Genomic DNA, 20,785 nt, shown 5'->3' with positions numbered 1-20,785 from the left:
TGTTAATAAAGCTAGATATACTCAAATTTCAGTCAATCTACCTATTGTTATTTAAGTGGAAATGCAGTTGTCTTGTCATTAGACTTAGTATAAATTGCTATAAACAAAAGCTGTGACTAAAAAACAGCTAACTTTATTCAAGGCGTGCTTGCTTATATAACAACTAAAAATATTGGGGTTTTATCTCATTAGATAAAAGGTTTAATTACCGATTTAATTTGGGAATGAAAGCGGATGCTGAGTCGTTCACTTTCTGTTTTGCTATGCACGATAAATATTACTAAGCTAAAGCTAATAAATTATATTTAAGGATAATAATTATGATAAAACTGCCAGATACTCATCAACTTAAAACTAGAAATAAGTCTACTATAAAATTACTAAAAGCCAGCACAAATCTTGTTTTTATAGATCCAAAAGTTATAGATTACTAAAGCTTAGTGGCTGGGATCACACTCGGCAGTGAAGTTGTTATTCTTGATGCTAATAGAGACGGGTTAGCACAAATCACCGAGTTTCTAGCAAAACGTGAAACCAATTCATTTCAATCAATTCACATTGTTTCCCACGGAAGTCTGGGAAGTTTGCAACTAGGGTCAATCAACTTCAACTTTAGCAATCTGGATAGCTACAAAAATCAGTTACAAAAGTGGGCAAGTGCTTTAACTGATAAAGCTGACATCCTACTTTATGGCTGTGATATAGCCAGCGGTGAAGGCACAAAATTTGTACAGCAGATTAGCCAAATTACTGGAGCAGATGTTGCCGCTTCTACTGACAAAACCGGAAGTGCAGCTTTAGGTGGCGACTGGAATTTAGAAGTGAAGACAGGGAAAATTGAGGCTTCTCTGGCATTTAAACCTGAAATAATACAGGCTTATCAATCGATTTTGCCAGCTACTTTTACTGGCACATACTCTCAAAACTTTAACTCATTAGCTATTTCTGGAACACCAGCTTGGGTTAATGATTCAACTATTTCGGGCTGGTATTCTACGAGAACAACTTACAGCCCTGGTACTGGCAGTAATAACACAGGTGGATTGTACAGTTTTGGTAGCTCTAATAACCCAGACCGGGCACTTGGTTCTCTAGCTTCTGGTACTACAGGAACTATTTATTATGGGTTGCGCCTCCAAAACAACACAGGTTTAGCAATTACTAAGTTGCAAGTAAGTTACACAGGTGAACAATGGCGTAATGGTGGTAATACATCGCAGCAACAGTTGAAATTCAGTTATCAAACTGGGTCAACTGTCACAAGTTTAACAACAGGAACATGGACGCCTGTCACCTCGCTAGATTTCACCGGGCCAATTGCAACTGCAACCGCAGGTCTCCTGAATGGTAATCAAATTGCCAATCGAGTTGTTATAACGCCTGTAATATTTAATCTAGCGACCCCAATAGCTAACGGTGAAGAGATTATATTGCGTTGGGAAGATATAGATGATGGAGGCAAGGATCATGGTTTAGCCATTGACGATGTATCTATCAAAGTAGATAACACCACTTACCTAGTAACTAACATCAATGACAGTGGTACTGGCTCGTTAAGGCAAGCTCTTATCAATGCCAATAATGATCCAGGGATTGAGACAATTATCTTTGATCCGACTGGGATATTCGGTGATGCTACCCCCGACACCATTACCCTCACTTCTGGGGAATTGAATATCACTGAAGGAGTGATCATTCAAGGAACTGGGGCGTATAAACTCACCATCAGTGGTAACAATACTTCCCGTATTTTTAATGCCAGTGCCTCCCTATCAATTGATGGGTTGAAAATAACTGGGGGAAATGCAGGCATTAGTAACGGTGGCGGAATCTACAGCACTAGTAGTGTCACAGTCAGCAATAGTAATCTTTCTGGCAACATAGCGGCCCTTGGAGGAGGCATCTACAGCACTAGTAGTGTCATAGCTACTAATAGCACTATTTCTGGCAACACAGCGAACACTAGCGGCGGCGGCATCTACAGCACTAGTAGTGTCACAGCTACTAATAGCACTATTTCTGGCAACACAGCGAACACTAATGGCGGCGGCATCTACAGCAGCACTAACACACTTAGTAATAGCACTGTTTCCAGTAACACCGCAAAAGTCAACGGCGGCGGTATCTATTCTGGCGGTGGCACCGTAAGTAATAGCACTATATTTGGCAACACCGCTGATAGCGATAACAATAACACAGGTAATGGTGGCGGAATTTATAGATCTGCTGGTACTTGGAGCATTAGCAATAGCATCATTGCTGGCAATATTGATTTAGGTGATGATGCACCCGATGTCTATGGTGCCAACTTCAATGGTAATGCTTACAACCTGATTGGCAAAATTGCTGGTAAAATATCGGGGACTTTGGGTACGGGTACAGATATTATTAACCCCAACCCCGGACTCAAACCGCTAGGAGATTACGGTGGTTCGACACAAACTCACGCTCTATACTTTAACAGTCCTGCCAGGAATGCTGGCGATCCGGCTTACAATGGTGGCTTAACTACCGACCAACGCGGCACAGATTTTAACCGTATTGAAAGCAGCAGAATTGACATTGGAGCATTTGAATATGTACTTCCAAAAGTCAGCTTTGGTGCTGCTACGTACAATACAACAGAAGATAGTACCGCCACTACAGTAACTATTTCTGTTACCTTAGATGCCTCTCCTGAAACCGCTGTCACAATTCCTATTGTCGTTAAAAATAGTAGTACGGCGACTAGTGGCAACGATTACACTTTTTCCCCCACTACCATCTCCTTTACTGCTGGGGCAACAGGCGCAAATTTAACACAGCTAATTACTTTTACTATTAACCCAGACGATTTACCTGAGAATGCAGAAACAGTTGTACTCAACTTCGGTACACCAATAGGGGCTGATTTGGCGACAATAACTGAAACTACTCTAAATATTGCTGCTAATGATGCGATTCAATATGCAATTTCCACTCCCACCTCAACTTTAACTGAAGGTAATAGTGGTACTGAAGCTGTTAGCTTCACGGTTACTCGCAGTGGTGGTATTGGCGTGGCTAGTACCATAGATTACGCTTTTAGCGGTGCAGCAATTTTTGGCAGTGACTATAACAATATTCAAGTGATGGGTGGAGGAACTGCTGTATCTGGGACTTTAAGCTTCGCTGTTGGGGAAACCACAAAGACAATTACAGCCGATATTTTGGGTGACAATACACTTGAACTCAATGAAGACATTACTGTTATCCTAAGTAACCCCAGCCTCATAACTGGAGCGCCAAATTCCACAATTACTAACAGTTCGGCTACAGTAAACATCATCAACGATGATAGCCAACCAACTATCAGTATCTCAGATGTCTCTGTTATTGAAGGCAACACAGGTGCAACAGCTAACACTAATTTCACTATCAGTCTTTCTAATCCTAATTCTCAGCAAGTTACTGTAAATTTCAACACGGTTGATGGCACTGCCCAAATTGCTGACTCGGATTACAACTCTGCTTCTGGGACGATTACTTTCAATCCTGGCGAAACTAGTAAAACTCTTAGCATTGGAGTTGTAGGCGATAACAAATTTGAAACTGACGAGACATTTTCTGTCAATCTTTTGGGTGCAACAAATGCCGCGATCGCAGATAATTTAGGAGTTGCTACCATCATCAACGATGATAATCAACCAACTATCAGCATCTCTGATGTCTCAGTTTCTGAAGGCAATACAGGCACAACAACTAATGCCAACTTTATTGTCACTCTCTCCAATGCCAGTTATCAGCAAGTTACGGTAAATTACAACACGAATGATGGTACTGCTCAAGTTGCTGATTCTGATTACAACTCTGCTTACGGGATAATTACTTTCAATCCTGGCGAAACTAGCAAAACTCTTAGCATTGGCATTATTGGTGATAACAAATCTGAAACTGACGAGACATTTTCTGTCAATCTTTTGGGTGCGACAAATGCCGCGATCGCAGATAGTTTAGGGGTTTATACCATCATTGATGATGACAGCCAACCAACTATCACTATCTCGGATGTCTCTGTTACTGAAGAGAACACGGGTACAACAACTAATGCTAACTTTACTATCAGTCTTTCTAATCCTAGTTATCAGCAGGTTACTGTAAATTACAACACGAGTGATGGCACTGCGAAAACTTCTGACTCTGATTACAACGCTGCTTCCGGGACAATCGTTTTCAATCCTGGCGAAACCACCAAAACTCTTGGTATTGGTGTCATAGGTGATAGCAAAGCTGAAACCAACGAGACATTTTCTGTTAATCTCTTCGGTGCTACAAACACCACAATTACTGATAGCTTGGGAGTGGCTACTATCACAAATGATGATGATCCCCCCACCATTAGCATTGCAGATGTATTAGTCAAAGAAGGCACAACAGGGATGATAACTAATGCCAATTTTGTCGTCACTCTCTCGAATGAATTTTATCAACGGGTGATTGTAAATTACAGTACGAGTGATGGTACTGCCAAAGAATCTGACTCGGATTACAATTTTGGGCTGGGGACAATTATTTTTGACTATGGCGAAACCAGCAAAGTTATTAGTATTGGCGTCAGAGGTGATAATAAAGTTGAACCCAATGAAACATTTTTTGTCAATATCTATGGTGCAGCAAATGCCACATTTAATAATAACCAAGGAGTTGGCACAATCAAGAATGATGACTAATCGTTATTGAGCAAAACATTAGCGATCGCTGCAATTATCTCAGCCTAGAGTAGCCGTTGGTGACATACTTATATTAAAAACTACGGTTTCTTAATTTACTCGTCCAACCTTTTGTATCTAAAGTATAAACGAGAATATAAAATATACTTAAAATTAGTTGAGCTAGCATTTTAAAATGCAGGATTAAGCCATTATCAAAAAAATTTATCCTAAAATCAAATATTCAGTAAATTTACGTATGCGAATTGAAGTCTTCTCAATGAATAGTAGAATTAGCCCATAGAGGAGAAGACTGTGACGCTCTTAAATGAAGCTCAATTAGAGCAACTAAAGGAAATAACCACACGCTTGCGACAAGTAAGACAAGAAAAATCTATCCGCATAGAAGAAATAGCCTCTCAAACAATGATTCGAGCAGGTATTTTACAAGCTTTAGAAGAAGATCGATTTGAAGAATTGCCTGAGCCGATTTTTCTTCAAGGATTCATCCGTCGTTATGGAGATGCTTTAGGGCTGGATGGAAATGCTTTATCATACAGCCTTATAACCAATGTTGTCTGTCAAGATTCTAAAAATACTCATCACAATTCAGACAACAAACAAAATACATATATTCCTCTTGTTCTGACCTATATTTTATTATTGGTCGGTGCATCTGCTGGTCTTCTTCATATACTTAATCCACAGCTTACAGCTGAATCTCTGACCCCAGGAGACAATAATCAACAATCAATAGTCAGTAACCAGACTAACAAATGACCAAAACAAGTACAAAGAGTGGAGAGACGCGATTAATCGCGTCTCTACTCAGTAGAGAAGAAGAATTAAGAACCAATGACAAATGACCAATGACAATTTTCAAGATATTTGCGGTTTACGCAGATGCCAAGTAGTGGATTGCTCATAAGCATAAGCTACCTGAAACAGTAGGTCTTCTCGCAGTACATTGCCAATTAGCTGTAATCCTATCGGTAGCCCCTGATCGTCAAAACCACATGGCAAACTTAAACTGGGTAAACCAGCAAGATTTACAGGAATAGTCATCAAGTCAGTTAAATACATACTCAAGGGGTCAGTAGTTTTTTCCCCTGCTTTGAATGCTGTAGTGGGAGATGTGGGACAAACTAACACATCAACTGCACCAAAAGCCTTTTCAAAGTCTTGCTTAATCAAAGTACGGACTTTTTGCGCTTTCAGGTAGTAAGCGTCATAATAGCCAGCTGAAAGGGCGTAAGTGCCAATCATAATCCGGCGTTTGACTTCTGTACCGAAACCAGCGGCACGGGTACGAGTGTACATTGATAGCAGATTATCGGCATCAGGAGCGCGATACCCATATTTCACGCCATCGTAACGAGCCAGGTTTGCTGATGCTTCAGATGGGGCGATAATGTAGTAGGTGGGTAAGCCATAGCGAAAGCGGGGACAGGAAATTATATGAATTTCCGCCCCCAAGCTTTGTAATTGATCTACTGCTTTGGTAACAGCTTGTTCCACTACAGGGTCTAAACCTTCACCAAAAGTTTCTTTAATGATACCAATTCTCAGCTGACCTCTGGGTTTGAAGTTTGGTTTTAAGCTAGCAGCATAGTTGGGAATGGCAACTTTTAGGCTGGTAGAGTCTTTGGGATCGTAACCTGCGATCGCACTTAATAAGATTGCCGCATCTTCTACCGTATTTCCAAATGGCCCAATTTGATCCAAAGACGAAGCGTAAGCCACCAAACCATAACGAGAAACCAAACCATAAGTGGGTTTCATCCCCACAACACCGCAGAAAGACGCAGGTTGGCGAATCGAACCGCCAGTATCAGAACCGAGCGCAACTACACATTCTTGAGCCGCCACCGCCGCTGCCGAACCCCCTGAAGAACCGCCTGGAACTCGTGACAAATCCCAAGGATTAGCCGTGACTTGATAGGCAGAGTTTTCAGTGGAACTACCCATTGCAAACTCATCCAAGTTGGTTTTGCCTACCATTACCGCCCCAGCATCTGCCAGTTTTTGCGTCGCTGTTGATTCATAAGGCGGCACAAAATTTTCTAAAATCCGAGAGGCACAGGTGGTAGGAATCCCCTTGGTACACATATTGTCCTTGATACCCACAGGAATGCCCGCTAGCAGCCCAATTTCTTCTCCTGCGGCAATTTTGGCATCCACAGCATCCGCCTGCTCTAATGCCCGATCTGCCGTCACACATAAAAAGCTGTGCAATTTCGGCTCTAACGCTTGAATGCGCTCTAAAGCTTCTTGGGTAATTTCAACGGCAGAACGTTCTTTTTTAACCAGCTGGTGGTGCAACTCGCGGATGGATGCCATGATTGCTCTCTTTGATGACTCAAGTCATTGATTCTAGTACATATTGGTCAAAATTGGGTATTGGTTATTGGGCTTTGGGCATTGCTTATTCTCCTCTGCTTGCCATTCCCCATTCATCTGACTAAGCGGATTAATATGTATTGAAATGTGTTTAATAAGGTTTTAAAAACAGCAAATACATGGCTATCAACCATCTATTGAATAGTTTGCCAAAGTTTTCATCTATATTGGCTACTTTTGTGTAAGAGTATAGCAGTGTTTTCTAAGTGATATAATTTTGTATTACAACCTTATTAATACTACAAACTTCATAATTTTATTCAATTCCACAAAATTTTTCGAGGTAAGGTAGGATGATAAAAATAGCCACGCGTAGATATTTAGGCAAACAAAATGTTTATGACATTGGGGTTGAACGCGACCATAATTTTACAATAAAAAATGGCTTTATAGCTTCCAATTGTTTCAATAAATCCCATTCAACTGCCTATGGTTATGTAACTTATCAAACAGCATATTTAAAAGCTAATTACCCATTGGAATATATGGCGGCTCTGTTAACAGCTAACAGCGGCGATACCGATAAGGTACAGCGATACATTACCAACTGTACAAATATGGGGATATCCATAGATCCGCCAGATATAAATCGTTCTGGTGTTGATTTTACGCCAACGGCAGGCAAGATTCTGTTTGGATTTTCGGCGGTGCGTAACGTGGGACAAAATGCGATCGCTTGTATTTTGGAGGCGAGAAATGAGACAGGAGAGTTTAAATCACTCGCTGATTTTTGCGATCGCGTGGATTTGCGTGCTGTTAACCGCCGAACTCTGGAGTCGTTGATTTACTGTGGAGCCTTTGACAAAATTGAATCTAACCGCCAACAGTTAATTAACGACTCAGAATTAGTGTATGATTGGGCACAATCTCGTGCTAAAGATAGAGCTAGTGGTCAAGGGAATCTATTTGATTTATTGGGCGACGGCTTTTCTTCGACTCAGAATAAAAGAGCAAATAATGCCTTTGAAACTGCTCCCAAATCTAAACCTGTGACAGATTTACCCCCACAGAAAAAGTTACAGATGGAGAAAGAATTACTAGGCTTTTATGTATCAGATCATCCCCTGAAATCCTTACGGCAAATAGCACCACTTTTGACTCCTATTAACCTTTCGCAGTTGGGAGAACAAAGAGAAGATATAAGGCTTTGTGCAGTTGTGATGTTGAATAACGTCAAAAAAGTGGTGACAAAGAAAGGCGATCAGATGGCGATCTTGCAAATAGAAGACCTAACTACACAATCAGAAGCTGTAGTTTTTCCTAAAACTTATGAACGCATTAGTTCCCTACTTCAAGTTGATACTAGATTGATTATTTGGGGAAAAGTAGACCGACGTGATGAGCAAACTCAATTTATTCTTGAAGATGCAGAACCAGTGGAAACAGTACAAATGGTGATGGTGGAATTAAATCCCCAGCAAGCAGGTAATATGGAAGATTTACATCGCTTGAAAACAATTTTGCAAGACCATTCAGTAGACAAAGAAAAGGCAAAAATGCCAGTGATTGGAATTATCCAAACTGAAACTTCTCGTAAACTTGTCCGCTTAGGTTGGCAATTTTGTGTACAGGATTCTAGAATAACTGTTCAAGCTTTGCAAAACGCTAGTTTTCCTGCTCATATAAAATCGCTGACTGGTAGCTGACGCCAGGAGTGACAAATCCACCAATACTGAAAAGCAAATTAAGAATTAGTTTTATTGGACTGTCAACAGTAAATTGCCTTAAGTATTCAGGATTTTAATCGTTTTTTTAGTTACTTATGCGGATGATAATTTCCTTGAGGGAGTGGTATCTTTTGATGCTAATACCCTTAAGGCTGCGACCGGGGGAAGGAGTTATAACTTGATGATTGTCAACGAGCTACATAGATTTGTTTCATACTGTAAAAAAATTCAACCCCAAACTCACGAGGACATTCAAAAATTTTTTGAAGGAGTGATATTATTTCCTTATGATAAGGAACTTCTATTGCAAGCTTATTTATTTCTGAATATTACAGAATTGTTTCCCTCGTGCGCTGAATTGCTGTTATTTGAAAAGTCTCCAATTTCAGATTATACAGATTTAGGAAAGTGTGATTTTGTCTTCCTAACCTTTAAAGGTAGTCTATTTTTAATAGAAACTAAGTTTATTGATACAGAAGCAACTGGAGCAACAGAACGAAAAAGAAGAAATAAACATAGAAACAAGGTATTTGAGCAAGTTATTACTTTAAAAGGTCGATTTAGCGAATATTGGAATATGAGGCTAGATCAATTAGAGTGCGGGGTTTTCACAACAGATGCAGAAGTTGCTTGGCGAGGAAATGGTGTGAATGTCACATCTAAATCAATATCTATAGATAAGCTCGAACAATGGCGAAGAAGTTATCACAATAGTGATAAATTTTTATCTCATCAAGATGGTTCAAAGTTTGAGGAGAAGGTGAATTTGAAAGGATGAGACTTGACCCAAGTATAGTTATTACAGTGAATGGTGTATGGGGCATAAAAGTAATTAACAATGCCACATACACCAACCCAGAGAAATTATCTGGGTTTTCCTTCCCATCAATCTTTACTGCCAAACATAGATAAGGACAAACAAAATAATCCAGATCACATCGACGAAGTGCCAAAACAATGAAGTTGCATTCACGCCGAAGTGACCTGTATCGTAATTGCCAGGTAGGAAAGAACGTACCAAAATTATCAACTGCAACAGAATACCTGTGAAAACGTGCAAACCGTGGAAGCCTGTAAGCAGATAGAAGGTTCCACCAAATACCCCGGAGGTGAAACCAAAGGCGAGGCCGTTCCATTCAATCGCCTGTCCAACTAAAAAGTAAGTTCCCATCGCCATTGTTGCCAAGAGAAACAGGCGAAATTTCACTAAGTCGTGGCGTTGAAGGGCGCGTTCTGCTAAGTAAATTACAAAGCTACTAGCGACAAGGATTACTGTGTTGATTGCCGGTTCTTTGATTTCTAATCCAGAAACACCTGCTGGTAGCCAATTAGGCGTTGATGTTTTGTAGATGGCATATCCGACGAAAAAACTCAAGAAAATGACGCTTTCTGACAGTAGGAAGACAATGAAGCCAAACATTTTGTTGCCTTCTTCGTCGTGGCTGTGTTCTGCGCTTGGATGGGGCAATTCTTCGGAATTGATATAGCTGTCCATTTTGCTTTTTGAGGAATGAATTTGAAACGCATAGGCACTTTGCCTTCCCGCAGGGTAGGAACGCGGAGGGAAGCGCAGAGGGACGCGGAGGGTTTTTGCATCTTCCCGATTGTTTGCGTTTATTCTGGGAGGTTGGCTGTTAAGGGTTCTGATTTGCCGTAGCCGTAGGGTTCGGAGATGATGATGGGAGTTTCTTCAAAGTTTTCTACTGGGGGGGGTGAAGAAACTAACCACTCTAGTCCGATTGCTCGCCAAGGGTTAGCGGGTGCTTTCTCGCCTTGCATCCAAGAAATCACCATGTTGAATATGAAGGGCAAGGTGGACATTCCTAATAGGAATCCACCGAGGCTGGCGATGATGTTCCAGAATTGATACTCTGGGGCGTAGGAAGCAACTCGGCGTAACATTCCTTGCAATCCCAAGGGGTGCATGGGTAAAAAGTTGAGGTTGGTGCCGATGAAGGCTAACCAAAAGTGGATTTTACCCCAGCTTTCGGAGTACATCCGCCCGGTCATTTTGGGGAACCAGTGATAGATGGCTGCAAATAAGCCCATCGTCACGGTGCCGTAGAGGACGTAGTGGAAGTGTCCGACTACAAAGTAGGTATTGTTAACGTGGACATCAACGGGCACGGAGGAAAGCATAATGCCTGTGATTCCGGCGAAGACAAACATCACTAATGCACCCAAGGCAAACAGCATGGCGGTATTTAGCCGCAGTTTCCCGCCCCAAATAGTTGCTACCCAAGCAAATACTTTAATTCCTGTGGGGACAGACACACACATCGTTGTCAGCATGAAAATCAACCGCATCCAGCCAGGAGTCCCGCTGACGTACATGTGGTGTACCCAAACAATGCCGCTAACTACGGCAATCAAGATGGATGAAATGGCAACTACTTTGTAACCAAATAGGGGTTTACGTGAATAAACTGGGAAGATTTCTGAGAAAATGCCGAAGACAGGCAAAATAATCACGTAAACGGCAGGGTGGGAGTAAAACCAGAAGTAATGCTGAAACATCACTGGATTCCCACCTTTGGCGGGGTCAAAAAAGGCGGTGCCAGCTGTGAGGTCAAGTAGCAACATCACCGCACCAGCTGTCAGTGCTGGAAGTCCAAATAGTTGGATGATTTGGGCGCTAAATACTGCCCAGACAAACAACGGCATTTTGAAGAAGCCCATTCCTGGGGCCCGCATCTTCACAATTGTGGTGACAAAGTTCACTGCCCCCATAATTGAGGATACGCCGGATATTGCTACCGCTAGCAGCCAGAGAACTTGACCATTAATTAAGTTACCTGTGGGATTCTGGAGACTGACTGGCGGGTAAGACCACCAACCGGCTTGGGCTGGGCCACCAGGTACAAAGAAGCTACCCATCATCAAAATCCCAACTACTGGTACCATCCAAAAGGCGACGGCATTCAGGCGGGGAAATGCCATATCTCGCGCCCCAATCATCAGGGGCACTAGATAGTTGGCAAAACCAACCAGTGAGGGAAATGTCCACAAAAACAGCATCACAGTGCCGTGCATGGTGAACATCCCGTTGTAGACGGTGCGATCGACTAAATCTGATTCGGGTGTCATCAGTTCTCCCCGCATCACCATCGCAAAGATACCGCCGACGAGAAAGAAGAAAAATGAGGTAACGAGATACTGGATACCAATTACCTTGTGGTCAGTACTAAAGCTGAAGTATTCTTTCCAGCTACTCGGAGATTCGTGGTTAGGCTTCTCATCAGGGAGAAGGATACCTTCAATAGGAACATTAGTCATGGTTACTTTCCTTTCAACCAGGTGAATTGACTAGAGGAGGTGCAGCAGGTGGAACTGTAACCCAACCAGTTTGGACTGATTGATTGGATGTTTGGGCATACTCAGAAGCCGCCTGATTTTTTGCTACGGATGGCTTTTGAGTTGCAGCTTGGGCTAGCCACTGCTGATAATCTTCAGGAGATTCAACGACTACATTCGCTTGCATCGTCGCAAAGTATGTGCCGCTGTATTGAGAATCGGTTAATCGGTATTGTCCGGGACGGATGGGAGTAAATTCAAAGTCGATCGCGTGGTTAGGAATAATATCCTGCTTGAGGCGAAATGCAGGTATATAGAAGCCGTGGAGAACGTCTTGCGATTTCAGCGCTAAACGTATCCGGCGATCGCTTGGTAAATGCAATTCGGTACTGGTAATATCTCTTTCTGGGTAGTGAAAAACCCACGCCCACTGTTTAGCTAGTACGTCGATTTTCTCAACAGGTTCTGCCAAGGCTTTAGCTGGTGCTGCATAAGCTGATTCCATTGCCAGAGGATTATGCAGATGAACTAGTTCTGATGGGCCTTGAATTCCCATTTGTTCGTAAACTTGGTAGCTGTAGCTTGCAATCCAAAACACCAAGAGAATTGGGATTGCTGTCCAGACAACTTCCAAGGCGACGTTACCTTCAATCGGGGGGCCGTCAGTGAAGTCATCTTTGACTGCCCGATGGAAGATGACAGAATACATCAGAGTACTTGTTACTCCCAAGAAGATGAAGGCACCGAGGGTTACTAAAAAGCTAATCAAATCATCAATGAGTAGGGATTCGGCTGCTGCTTGGGGAGGAAGCCAAGAGTAAGACTGCTTGCCGATCCAGAGACTCATAGAAGTCACTGCGATCGCGCCTGTAAGCAGCGTCAAAATATTTAAAATCTTCTGGATTTTCATGGTCTTTGGTTATTGGGCATTGGGCATGGGGCATTGGGCACTTGTACTGAGCGTTCGCGTAGCGTCTCGTAGAGAAGCCGAAGTATTGGGCATGGAGCATTGGGTATTAGTCAAAGGACAAATGACTAAGAACTAAGGACAAATAACAAATGATTTACTTGAGTGTTGTGTTGAGGTCTTGGTGCGATCGCAGCAAATTATCTGCTGTATTGTGTACGCCAAATTCGGCGGCTAGTTGCGCTCCTAGTGTGCCGTGGATGTACAGAATGAACATGATTGCTATGCCTGCGAACAGATAGATCCATTGCACTTCTCTATCTGTCTGTTTATATTCTTGTTTGCCCCAAACGAAGCGCTGCCATGCTCTCCAGATGGTCATGCCAACAATCAGCGCTAATAAGAACACACCACCCACACCATGCCAGAGCATAGTTTCCATTGCCTGCAATCCCCAGGCACTCTTCATATCAGCTGGTGGTGCTGCCAACAGCATTTCGTAAAAGCCTGCTCCCACTGTGAAAAATGTGATGATGCTGGCAGCTAACATGTTGTACCAGCCAACAGCAAATAAGTTGTCGCGTTCGACAGTAATTGCCAAAAATTTGAAGACCCATTTTTCAAAGGGGAACAGAACACCAACAATATCAAAAGTCATCGCAATGATGAACAAACCTATTGTCAGATGGACTAAATTGGGATGAATGGGAATTGTGTAAGGCAGTCCGTTTGCGCCTAGAGAGCCGGTCAATTGGTCAATTAATTCTGAGTTCATCGCAACAGACCATCCTTTACTGCTTCCACAACTGGCACGGTATGTAATCCATATATCCAAACAAGTTCATCTCCGAGATATACTTGTAAGCCAACTATTAGGGTTAAAACTAGTCCGGCTCCCAAATAATAAATCGGTACTTTTTTCGGATTGCGGGCACGAATTACATAACGCCAAGCTGTAATCGCTGTGATAATTCCCGAAAGCGACCAACCAATTAGCGTATGCAAATTCAGCACCGATTTCGCTAGGCTGTAAGGCTGTGCTAACCCTGCTTCAAACTGACCAAAAATAATCGCGACGAAGATGGCGATCGTCGCAACTAACATATTCCACCAACTCACCTCAAAAAGACCGGATTTACCAGTAAAATAGCCAATGACATCGCAGAAGAAGGAAAACAACACCATCGCAATTACAAAGTGGACAACGATGGGATGAATCGTATCTGGATAGGGCAAATTGTGGTCGTTCAAAGATGTCAAATACTCAAGCATCGTCTTCTCCTGGACATATCTACCGCACTTTGGTCAATCAATTTTGGATTTTGGATTGGCGATCGCGCAGTCTTAGCGAGCGTCTTTTAGATTTATTCCGTCCCAGACGAGATATAAACTAGAAGACCCTAATCAAAAATCTAAAATCGCTAGTCAAACTTCAATAATTGATGGACACTCACTAACATCACCACAAGTATCCATCCATAATTGACCGAATTCTGTTCAATATCTGCGCGGTTCAATACGCTTAATCATGTCTTAGCTTTTTGTAGCCAAATTTGGTTAAATTACCTACATGGAATAATTTGGGTTTTGATTCATTTCCTTATGCCAATAGTCTGCAACAGCAATTCTTGATGGAGCTAAATCAAATCGCTGTCGTTTGTTGATTTGCTTAACCTATCCTTTAGCTTAAGTAAATTTTTATGAATTGTCAAAACAATAAATATTAAACTTTTAAAAGTTGGTTATTTAACAAACAAATATTTTAAGAATGTATTTATTTTTGCATATTTTTAAATACAAAAAAGTCGAAATATCATATTTGTCTGTAAGGTATTTCACAATAACAAAATATTTGTTTGTGATGTAAATAACAAAAATATTTGAATCACTCAAAAAAAACTTTCAAAAGACAAAAGTAAGGAATCATGTTTAAGCCAGAACTCAGAAATACACTTTATTGCAACAGGTTCGCTTTTTTGTTCTGATATTATTTTCATAATTCTTTCATTTTTATCTTACTTCTGCTAAAGTGAGATAAAAGTGAGAAGATTATGAAATTAGTATAATGATATTTAATATCAATAACTTTCAGATGCAATTACCGCAGCACGGAGAAAAATTGGCTGTAGTATCTGGGCTGCTATTGGGACTGTGTTTGAGTGCGTGTAGCCCGTCAATCTCCAATTCTCAACCACAGTTAAATCCAAACCCAGGCACAACTACCACTAGCAGCCTAGATAAAAAAGGTAAAAAAGTGGTTCTTACCACCTTTACAGTCATTGCAGATATGGCGCAAAACGTGGCAGGAGACAAGGCGATTGTTGAATCTTTGACCAAACCAGGGGCAGAAATTCATGGTTACGAACCAACTCCTAGCGATTTGGTGAGGGCGCAAAAAGCAGACCTAATTTTGAATAATGGTTTAAATTTAGAGCGTTGGGCACAGAAATTGTATAACAGCGTTCCTAAAGTACCTCATATTACCCTAAGTGAGGGAATTAAACCTGTAGAAATTACGGAGGATGCCTACAAAGGTAAGCCTAATCCCCATGCTTGGATGTCACCACAAAACGCCTTGATCTACGTAGATAATATTCGCAAGGCATTAGTTGATTTAGACTCAGCGAATGCAGAGACTTATAATACCAATGCCAAAGCATACAGCCAAAAGATTAAGGAAGTTGATGAGAAACTGCGAAAAGCCGTGTCGGTAGTTCCAGCAGACAAGCGCTACATGGTAAGCTGTGAAGGCGCTTTCTCATACGTCACCCGCGATTATGGCTTGAAAGAAGCTTATCTCTGGGCAGTCAACTCTGAACAACAAGCTACTCCCAAACAGCTAGAGAAAGTCATTGATATAGTTAAAAAAAATAAAATACCTGTAGTTTTCTGTGAAAGTACAGTTAACGATGGAGCGCAACGTCAGGTAGCGAGAGAATCGGGAGCAAGGTTTGGTGGAGTATTTTACGTTGATTCTCTGTCTCCAGCCAATGGGCCAGCACCAACTTATCTCAAGTTGCTAGAACTTAATATTAATACTCTAACTCAGGGATTAGAGGAAAGGTAAGCAAGTATGCCAGAATAAATCTAATTATTGAAAATTGGCTTGTAGTAAGAACTTTAGTCCTATTTTATTCTCTGAAAAACGTTAAGTATTTGCAAATGGGGATAGAGCCGCTTACTACAAAATACTGATTAATTTTAGAGGTGCTTTTTAGTGAAATCTATTAGTATTGATGTCGAAAATTTGACAGTAGCTTACCACGGCAAAGTTGCTTTACATGGCGCTTCTTTGCAAATTCAAGCAGGTTCAATCAGTGGTTTAGTGGGGATGAATGGTAGCGGTAAATCAACCCTATTTAAGGCGATTATGGGGTTTTTGAAGCCAGTTACAGGACGGGTTTTGATTAATGGCTTACCAATAAAGACTGTACAGAAAAAAAGCTTGGTTGCTTATGTACCACAGTCAGAAGAAGTGGACTGGAATTTTCCAGTAAGTGTTCATGATGTAGTGATGATGGGGCGTTACGGATACATGAATATACTACGAATTCCGTCGAAGAAAGATCAAAGAGTGGTGAGGGAGAGTTTGGAAAGGTTACAAATGTGGTCGATGCGCGATCGCCAAATTGGAGAACTCTCTGGGGGACAGAAGAAACGTGCCTTTCTCGCTCGCGCTTTGGCACAACAGGGAACAGTTTTACTATTAGATGAACCTTTTACTGGGGTAGACATCAAAACAGAAAAAGCGATGATTGACTTATTGCTGGAATTGCGAGAAGAAGGTCATACAATTTTGATTTCTACCCATGATTTAGCTTCTATCACTACTTTCTGTGACCAAGTAGTACTCATTAATCGTACTATTTTAGCTTATGGTGATACATCGGAAGTCTTTACAGAAGAGAATCTCTCACGGACTTTTGGCGGTTCTCTTGGAGATTTATCTCTCAACAAAAGTCAGATAATCCGTGGAAATCAAGGTGAATCTGATTGATTGAGAATTTTTAGTTGATATTGCTTGGATAGAGTTATAAAAATATGAATACTCTCGCATTCTTAGACTGGTTAACCACACCCCTTCAGCATGAATTCATGGTGAAGGCAATTTGTGTAAGTGCCTTAGTTGGGGTGGTATGTTCTGTTTTATCTTGTTTTATGACCCTCAAAGGTTGGGCACTAATGGGAGATGCTGTTTCCCATGCAGTAATGCCTGGGGTAGTAATTGCTTATGTTTTAAATATCCCTTTTGCTGTGGGCGCTTTCGTCTTTGGAGTGGGTTCAGTTATTGCGATCGGTTATATCAAAGCAAAGACGAGAATTAAAGAAGATACTGTCATTGGACTGGTATTTACAGGATTTTTTGCTCTGGGTTTAGTACTAGTTTCCAAAACTCCAAGCAGCGTAGACTTGACGCACATTTTGTTTGGCAATGTCTTGGGTATTTCTAATGAAGACATCATCCAAACGGTGATTATTAGCGTAATTACTTTAGTAACAATAGCTATTTTACGCAAAGACCTACTATTATTTTGTTTTGACCCCACTCATGCACGTTCCATCGGCTTGAACACAGGAGTGCTTCACTATATTTTACTATCATTACTATCACTAACTGCTGTCGCCGGACTTCAGACAGTGGGAATTATTCTGGTTGTCGCTATGTTAGTTACTCCGGGAGCAACGGCTTATTTATTAACCGATCGTTTCGACCACATGATACTAATTTCAATGGCATCTGGAGTATTTTCTAGTGTTATGGGGACTTACATCAGCTATCATATCGATGGTGCAACAGGGGGTTGCATAGTTGTGTTGCAAACCTTGTTGTTTGTCATAGCAATGATTTTTGCACCTAAACATGGGTTAATGGTAAGAGCAAAGAAGCAAGAAAACATTGACTGATTCAGTATGAAATACCCTTTGCTATTTACGTAACCCCCATTCCACAGGTGTGAGGGCGAAACAAGTGTCGTTTAAAATTGTGGTAATTGGTACTTCTTTAGGCGGATTATCAGCATTGAAAATTATCCTGGGCAATTTACCAGCAGACTTCCCTGTACCGATCGCGATCGTGCAACACCGTCATAAAGAATCTAGCAACACACTCCAGGATTTATTACAAGAATCCACTTTGTTGAAAATTCGTGAAGTGGAAGACAAGGACGAAATACTACCAGGACATATCTACATAGCCCCAGCAGATTATCATTTACTGGTTGAACCAGGTCACTTTGCCCTTTCGACTGATGAGCCTGTTTCTTATGCTAGACCATCTATTGATGTGCTGTTTGAGTCGGCAGCCGATGTCTACACAGAGGAAGTTATTGGTGTAATATTGACAGGAGCAAACCAAGATGGTATGCAAGGTCTTAAGAAAATAAAAGCGCGGGGAGGAATTACTATTGTACAAGAACCTGGCACAGCGGAGAGCGGCATTATGCCAGAGGCAGCAATTTCTGCTGTTACAGTAGACTGGATTTTGACACTCTCAAACATTGCTTCCCAGATGGTCAAGCTTTGTCAATTATCACAGAAATAAACCGATGCAGATGGAACGCAAAGTCAACATCCTCCTAGTAGATGATAAGCTAGAAAATTTGCTGGCACTAGAGGCAATCCTAGAAAAATTAGGGGAGAATCTCGTGAGAGCTACTTCCGGGGAAGAAGCTTTGAGGTGTCTGCTACATCAAGACTTTGCGGTGATTTTGCTGGATGTGCAAATGCCAGGGATGGATGGCTTTGAAACTGCTACCTTAATTCGCAATCGGGGGCGATCGCGTCATACTCCAATTATCTTTCTTACCGCTTTTAGCACCAGCGACCAAATGCTGTTTAAAGGTTATGCCTTGGGTGCTGTTGATTATCTGCTCAAACCACTAGACCCCAATATTTTGACTTCTAAAGTCACAGTATTCGTAGAACTATTTAAGAAAACAGAAGCTGTCAATCAACAAACAGCGCAGCTGGTAGCTGTAAATACCGAACTCAGGCAAAGTGAAGAACGATTCCGATCGCTAAGTACCTGCTCACCCGTTGGTATTTTTGAAACTGATACAGAAGGCGACTGTAAATATACTAATCCCCGCTATCAGGCAATTTGTGGCTTGAAAGCGTCAGAGAGTTTAGAAAAGAAATGGCTGGAATCTGTTCATCCAGAAGATAGAGAACGAGCGATCGCTAGTTGGTCTGCTTACATTTGTGAAGGTCGGGAATACTCAGAAGAATTTCGCTTTCAAGCTGCTCACGGTAACATTCGTTGGGTTCAAGTTCGCTCATCACCGATGCTTTCCAGTCAAGGAGACTTGTTGGGTTATGTAGGCACTCTTGAAGATATTACCGAACGCAAGCAAGCAGAAGAAGTCCGCGCTCAAGTGATTCGCGAACAAACGGCAAGACAGGAAGCAGAAGCTGCGAATCGGATGAAAGATGAGTTTCTAGCTGTTCTCTCCCACGAACTCCGCACGCCTCTAACCTCAATGCTCGGCTGGTCAAAAATTCTCCGCGCTAAGAAACTTGACGAAAAAGCCACTTCCCGCGCTTTGGAGGCGATCGAACGCAACGCCATATCTCAGATGCAACTAATTGAGGATATTTTGGACGTATCTCGGATTATCCGTGGTCAGTTGCGGTTAAACGTATCGGCAGTGAATTTAATCTCGGTGATGGAGGCAGCCTTAGAGGCAGTGCGTCCCCTAGCAGAGCCAAAAGATATTCAATTAAGTACTGTGCTGGATACTTCGATCGGGTCAGTCTATGGCGATCCAGCCCGTCTACAGCAAATTGTCTGGAACCTACTAACTAATGCAATAAAGTTTACTCCTAAAGGTGGTAGGGTCGAAGTCAGACTGTCAAAGCATTTTGGATTGCCGATTTCAGACTTTCCTACGGAACGCTACGCGAACGGTGTGAGTTCTACTTCCACAAGCTTCAGTACAACCCAATCGAACGATTTTGGATTGGAATCTCATAGTGAAAATTTAGACTCTTCAAACACTGAAGAAAGCAATAATCTAAAATCCGTCTTGGAAAATTCTGATGGTCGGGAGCCGAACCTGAAACTTTCCGCAAAATCTCAAAATTCAAAATCCCAGTACGCCCAAATTCAAGTTATCGATACAGGCATTGGTATCAGTTTTGAGTTTTTACCAAAAGTATTTGAGCGTTTTCGGCAAGCAGACAGCACCACAACGCGATCGCACAATGGATTAGGACTAGGATTAGCGATCGTCCGTCATCTAGTGGAACTACACAAGGGGACAATTTTTGCCCAAAGTTCAGGTAGTGGACAAGGAGCAACCTTTACTGTGAGATTACCACTCTTACAAGACAATAGAGGCAATAGAGAAGCAACAGGAAAAAGTTCTTCTCCTATTGCTTCTACGCCTCTTGCTGGATTAAGGGTGTTAGTTGTAGATGATGAAGCAGATACCCGTAACTTTCTGAGTTTTATGTTTGAGGAGTATGGGGCTTTTGCCACTGCGGTAGCATCGGTTGATGAAGCACTTGCAGTACTTGAACAAGCAAAACCAGATATCCTGATTAGCGACATCGGTATGTCAGAGCAAGATGGTTATACACTAATTAGGAAACTGCGCTCTCTAGAACCAGAAAAAGGTGGACGCATCCCCGCGATCGCTTTAACAGCCTACACGCGAGAGGAAGACCGCTTGAAAGCCCTTTCAGCAGGGTTTCAGCAGCATTTATCTAAGCCAATTGACCCCAATAAATTGATTGCTGCGGTTGCCAATGTATTAGAACTGCCTATTGAAGTTCCAGTGAGTTGATTTGGAATTGGGGATTGGGGAAGGGAATAGGGTACAGGTTACAGGTGACAGATTATTCCCTAT

Annotated in this window: 17 protein-coding genes; 11 read left to right on the top strand and 6 right to left on the bottom strand. The window is 41.8% G+C overall.

All coding sequences use genetic code 11. The features are described 5' to 3' along the window. Window positions 1-440: 440 nt before the first annotated feature. Together HWQ42_RS00910 and HWQ42_RS00905 are read left to right on the top strand one after the other, a co-directional pair. Window positions 441-4,688 (top strand): Calx-beta domain-containing protein, encoded by a 4,248-nt coding sequence (locus HWQ42_RS00910; protein ID WP_292808490.1) that lies wholly within the window; start codon window positions 441-443, stop codon window positions 4,686-4,688. 294 nt (window positions 4,689-4,982) lie between these two features. Next, the gene (locus tag HWQ42_RS00905) at window positions 4,983-5,447 is read left to right on the top strand and encodes a helix-turn-helix domain-containing protein (protein ID WP_292808488.1); all 465 of its coding nucleotides are present in this window, start codon (window positions 4,983-4,985) and stop codon (window positions 5,445-5,447) included. 99 nt (window positions 5,448-5,546) lie between these two features. Here HWQ42_RS00905 and gatA read toward each other — a convergent pair whose 3' ends face one another. After that, window positions 5,547-7,007: an Asp-tRNA(Asn)/Glu-tRNA(Gln) amidotransferase subunit GatA gene (gatA, locus tag HWQ42_RS00900; protein WP_292808486.1), complete on the bottom strand. Its 1,461-nt coding sequence runs from the start codon at window positions 7,005-7,007 to the stop codon at window positions 5,547-5,549. Between the two features lie 353 nt (window positions 7,008-7,360). Between gatA and HWQ42_RS00895 the strand changes: the two genes are divergently transcribed. Then, the gene (locus HWQ42_RS00895) at window positions 7,361-8,713 is read left to right on the top strand and encodes an OB-fold nucleic acid binding domain-containing protein (protein WP_292808484.1); all 1,353 of its coding nucleotides are present in this window, start codon (window positions 7,361-7,363) and stop codon (window positions 8,711-8,713) included. 202 nt (window positions 8,714-8,915) lie between these two features. Further along, entirely contained in the window at window positions 8,916-9,512 is a 597-nt protein-coding gene (locus HWQ42_RS00890; protein ID WP_292738152.1) for a hypothetical protein, read from the top strand. A gap of 114 nt (window positions 9,513-9,626) precedes the next feature. Here the strand turns inward: HWQ42_RS00890 and HWQ42_RS00885 are convergent, their stop codons facing one another. The 3 genes from HWQ42_RS00885 to HWQ42_RS00875 form a co-directional block, all read right to left on the bottom strand. Then, complete coding sequence (locus HWQ42_RS00885) at window positions 9,627-10,229, bottom strand: heme-copper oxidase subunit III (RefSeq protein ID WP_292737997.1); 603 nt, start codon at window positions 10,227-10,229, stop codon at window positions 9,627-9,629. A 119-nt stretch (window positions 10,230-10,348) separates the two neighbouring features. Continuing rightward, the gene (gene ctaD, locus HWQ42_RS00880) at window positions 10,349-12,010 is read right to left on the bottom strand and encodes a cytochrome c oxidase subunit I (RefSeq protein ID WP_292737995.1); all 1,662 of its coding nucleotides are present in this window, start codon (window positions 12,008-12,010) and stop codon (window positions 10,349-10,351) included. 13 nt (window positions 12,011-12,023) lie between these two features. After that, window positions 12,024-12,938 carry a cytochrome c oxidase subunit II gene (locus HWQ42_RS00875; protein WP_292808482.1) on the bottom strand — a complete coding sequence of 305 codons (915 nt, stop codon included), beginning with the start codon at window positions 12,936-12,938 and terminating at the stop codon, window positions 12,024-12,026. On the opposite strand from HWQ42_RS00875, the gene HWQ42_RS00870 reads away from it, so the two are divergent. Then, window positions 12,856-13,074 (top strand): hypothetical protein, encoded by a 219-nt coding sequence (locus HWQ42_RS00870; protein WP_292808657.1) that lies wholly within the window; start codon window positions 12,856-12,858, stop codon window positions 13,072-13,074. The two genes, HWQ42_RS00875 and HWQ42_RS00870, sit on opposite strands and share 83 nt — an antisense overlap. Window positions 13,075-13,092: 18 nt before the next feature. On the opposite strand, the gene HWQ42_RS00865 is transcribed toward HWQ42_RS00870, so the two are convergent. Together HWQ42_RS00865 and HWQ42_RS00860 are read right to left on the bottom strand one after the other, a co-directional pair. After that, entirely contained in the window at window positions 13,093-13,710 is a 618-nt protein-coding gene (locus HWQ42_RS00865) for a DUF2231 domain-containing protein (RefSeq protein ID WP_292808651.1), read from the bottom strand. Continuing rightward, on the bottom strand, window positions 13,707-14,207 hold the full coding sequence (locus tag HWQ42_RS00860; RefSeq protein WP_292808480.1) for a DUF2231 domain-containing protein: 501 nt from the start codon (window positions 14,205-14,207) through the stop codon (window positions 13,707-13,709). The genes HWQ42_RS00865 and HWQ42_RS00860 overlap by 4 nt, the downstream gene beginning before the upstream one ends. Here HWQ42_RS00860 and HWQ42_RS00855 point away from each other — a divergent pair. The 6 genes from HWQ42_RS00855 to HWQ42_RS00830 all read left to right on the top strand — a co-directional run bounded on the left by HWQ42_RS00855 (window position 14,189) and on the right by HWQ42_RS00830 (window position 20,722). Then, complete coding sequence (locus HWQ42_RS00855; protein WP_292808478.1) at window positions 14,189-14,329, top strand: hypothetical protein; 141 nt, start codon at window positions 14,189-14,191, stop codon at window positions 14,327-14,329. The genes HWQ42_RS00860 and HWQ42_RS00855 overlap by 19 nt on opposite strands. 671 nt (window positions 14,330-15,000) lie before the next feature. After that, on the top strand, window positions 15,001-16,002 hold the full coding sequence (locus tag HWQ42_RS00850) for a metal ABC transporter substrate-binding protein (RefSeq protein WP_292808476.1): 1,002 nt from the start codon (window positions 15,001-15,003) through the stop codon (window positions 16,000-16,002). A 150-nt stretch (window positions 16,003-16,152) separates the two neighbouring features. Continuing rightward, entirely contained in the window at window positions 16,153-16,932 is a 780-nt protein-coding gene (locus tag HWQ42_RS00845) for a metal ABC transporter ATP-binding protein (protein ID WP_292808475.1), read from the top strand. 44 nt (window positions 16,933-16,976) lie between these two features. Beyond that, window positions 16,977-17,840 (top strand): metal ABC transporter permease, encoded by an 864-nt coding sequence (locus HWQ42_RS00840; protein WP_292808473.1) that lies wholly within the window; start codon window positions 16,977-16,979, stop codon window positions 17,838-17,840. 64 nt (window positions 17,841-17,904) lie between these two features. Beyond that, window positions 17,905-18,477 (top strand): chemotaxis protein CheB, encoded by a 573-nt coding sequence (locus HWQ42_RS00835; RefSeq protein WP_292808471.1) that lies wholly within the window; start codon window positions 17,905-17,907, stop codon window positions 18,475-18,477. A 4-nt stretch (window positions 18,478-18,481) separates the two neighbouring features. After that, window positions 18,482-20,722: a response regulator gene (locus tag HWQ42_RS00830; protein ID WP_292808469.1), complete on the top strand. Its 2,241-nt coding sequence runs from the start codon at window positions 18,482-18,484 to the stop codon at window positions 20,720-20,722. Window positions 20,723-20,785 lie beyond the last annotated feature (63 nt).

Origin of the sequence: Nostoc sp. JL23 (assembly GCF_017115065.1) — a bacterium.
Lineage (GTDB): Bacteria > Cyanobacteriota > Cyanobacteriia > Cyanobacteriales > Nostocaceae > Nostoc > Nostoc punctiforme_A.
This window is presented reverse-complemented; position numbering and strand designations above follow the sequence as displayed.

Excerpts from the sequence above, each read along its gene's own strand:
- gatA (WP_292808486.1), bottom strand. The coding sequence starts at position 7,007 with ATGGCATCCATCCGCGAGTTGCACCACCAGCTGGTTAAAAAAGAACGT.
- HWQ42_RS00895 (WP_292808484.1), top strand. The coding sequence starts at position 7,361 with ATGATAAAAATAGCCACGCGTAGATATTTAGGCAAACAAAATGTTTAT.
- HWQ42_RS00890 (WP_292738152.1), top strand. The coding sequence starts at position 8,916 with ATGATTGTCAACGAGCTACATAGATTTGTTTCATACTGTAAAAAAATT.
- HWQ42_RS00885 (WP_292737997.1), bottom strand. The coding sequence starts at position 10,229 with ATGGACAGCTATATCAATTCCGAAGAATTGCCCCATCCAAGCGCAGAA.
- ctaD (WP_292737995.1), bottom strand. The coding sequence starts at position 12,010 with ATGACTAATGTTCCTATTGAAGGTATCCTTCTCCCTGATGAGAAGCCT.
- HWQ42_RS00875 (WP_292808482.1), bottom strand. The coding sequence starts at position 12,938 with ATGAAAATCCAGAAGATTTTAAATATTTTGACGCTGCTTACAGGCGCG.
- HWQ42_RS00865 (WP_292808651.1), bottom strand. The coding sequence starts at position 13,710 with ATGAACTCAGAATTAATTGACCAATTGACCGGCTCTCTAGGCGCAAAC.
- HWQ42_RS00855 (WP_292808478.1), top strand. The coding sequence starts at position 14,189 with ATGTCAAATACTCAAGCATCGTCTTCTCCTGGACATATCTACCGCACT.
- HWQ42_RS00860 (WP_292808480.1), bottom strand. The coding sequence starts at position 14,207 with ATGCTTGAGTATTTGACATCTTTGAACGACCACAATTTGCCCTATCCA.
- HWQ42_RS00850 (WP_292808476.1), top strand. The coding sequence starts at position 15,001 with ATGATATTTAATATCAATAACTTTCAGATGCAATTACCGCAGCACGGA.
- HWQ42_RS00840 (WP_292808473.1), top strand. The coding sequence starts at position 16,977 with ATGAATACTCTCGCATTCTTAGACTGGTTAACCACACCCCTTCAGCAT.
- HWQ42_RS00830 (WP_292808469.1), top strand. The coding sequence starts at position 18,482 with ATGCAGATGGAACGCAAAGTCAACATCCTCCTAGTAGATGATAAGCTA.